The 1,117-nt window shown below is 45.0% G+C and carries 1 protein-coding gene; it reads right to left on the minus strand.

Features of this window, described 5'->3' with window-relative positions; genetic code table 11:
* Nucleotides 1–192: 192 nt before the first annotated feature.
* A partial coding sequence (gene malE / locus AB4496_RS05280) for a maltose/maltodextrin ABC transporter substrate-binding protein MalE (RefSeq protein WP_372130664.1) occupies nucleotides 193–1,117 on the minus strand: 925 nt, incomplete at its 5' end.

Here is a 1,117-nt window from a genome sequence, read left to right on the forward strand (position 1 = left end):
GTCGGTAGATAAGCATAAGTTTGCTCTGTAAGAGCCGTCTTGCTCTTTGAACAATGGGGTGTCTAACCCCCAGCCATTGAACGTACCTTTTAGGTAAAGAGTAGGGATTTGCATAGCGAGTTGATTTCCAAAACAAAAAAGGCACAGCATGCGCTGTGCCAAAGGACAATAGGATATTAATAAAAAGAAAGGTTATTTGGTGATTTGTTTCGCTGCTGTGTCTAGTGCTTCTCTAACGGTTTGCTTGCCCTGCATTGCGTTATCGATAGCCGCACCTTCAGCGAACCAGTAAGCCGTCATTTGCGGGATGTTTGGCATAATTTCGCCGTTTTCAGCATTCGTCATGGTTGATTTGATGCGATCATCGCTCTCAAGAATTTTTTGGAATGATTTTAGTGTCACCGCGCCAAGAGGCTTGTCATCATTCATGGTTTTCAGAGCGTAGTCTTGGAATAGGTAGTTCTCTAAGAACTCGACAGCAAGATCAGTATTTGGACTCGCAGCATTGATACCCGCACTTAGGATTCCAACAAATGGGTTACCTTTACCGCCATTTAATGTCGGCAGCTCCGCAACGCCATAATTAACACCAAGCTTGTCTAAGTTACCCCAAGACCAAGGGCCATTAATGGTCATTGCCACATTGCCGTTGGTGAACTCTGCTTCTGCGACTGAGTAATCCATATTCGGGTTAACTACCCCTTGGTTTACCATGTCAACTAAGAATTGAAGGCCGCGAACACCCGCTGCATTGTTAACACCTGTGCTTTTAGCGTCATAGCCTGTTGCTGTTTTTTCAAACGCAAAGGCACCACCAGCAGAGATCATCGGCCACGTGAAGTACGCATTTTTCACATCCCACATGATGGCTTTTTTGTTTTGCTTAGCCATCTCTTTCTGAATGTCAGCAAGCTCTTCCCATGTTTTTGGTGGGTTTGGAAGTAGGTCTTTGTTGTAGATTAGAGAAGGTGCTTCGATTGCTAGAGGGTAGCCCACAACTTTACCGTTGACTGTCACCGCATCCCAACTGAAGTCGACAAGCTTTTCTTTGAATTCTTTACTTGGATTAAGTTCGTGAAGTAGCCCTGATTCTGCGTAGCCACCAAAACGGTCGTGT

This window comes from Vibrio sp. 10N.222.46.A1 (genome assembly GCF_041473595.1).
Taxonomy (GTDB): domain Bacteria; phylum Pseudomonadota; class Gammaproteobacteria; order Enterobacterales; family Vibrionaceae; genus Vibrio; species Vibrio tasmaniensis_A.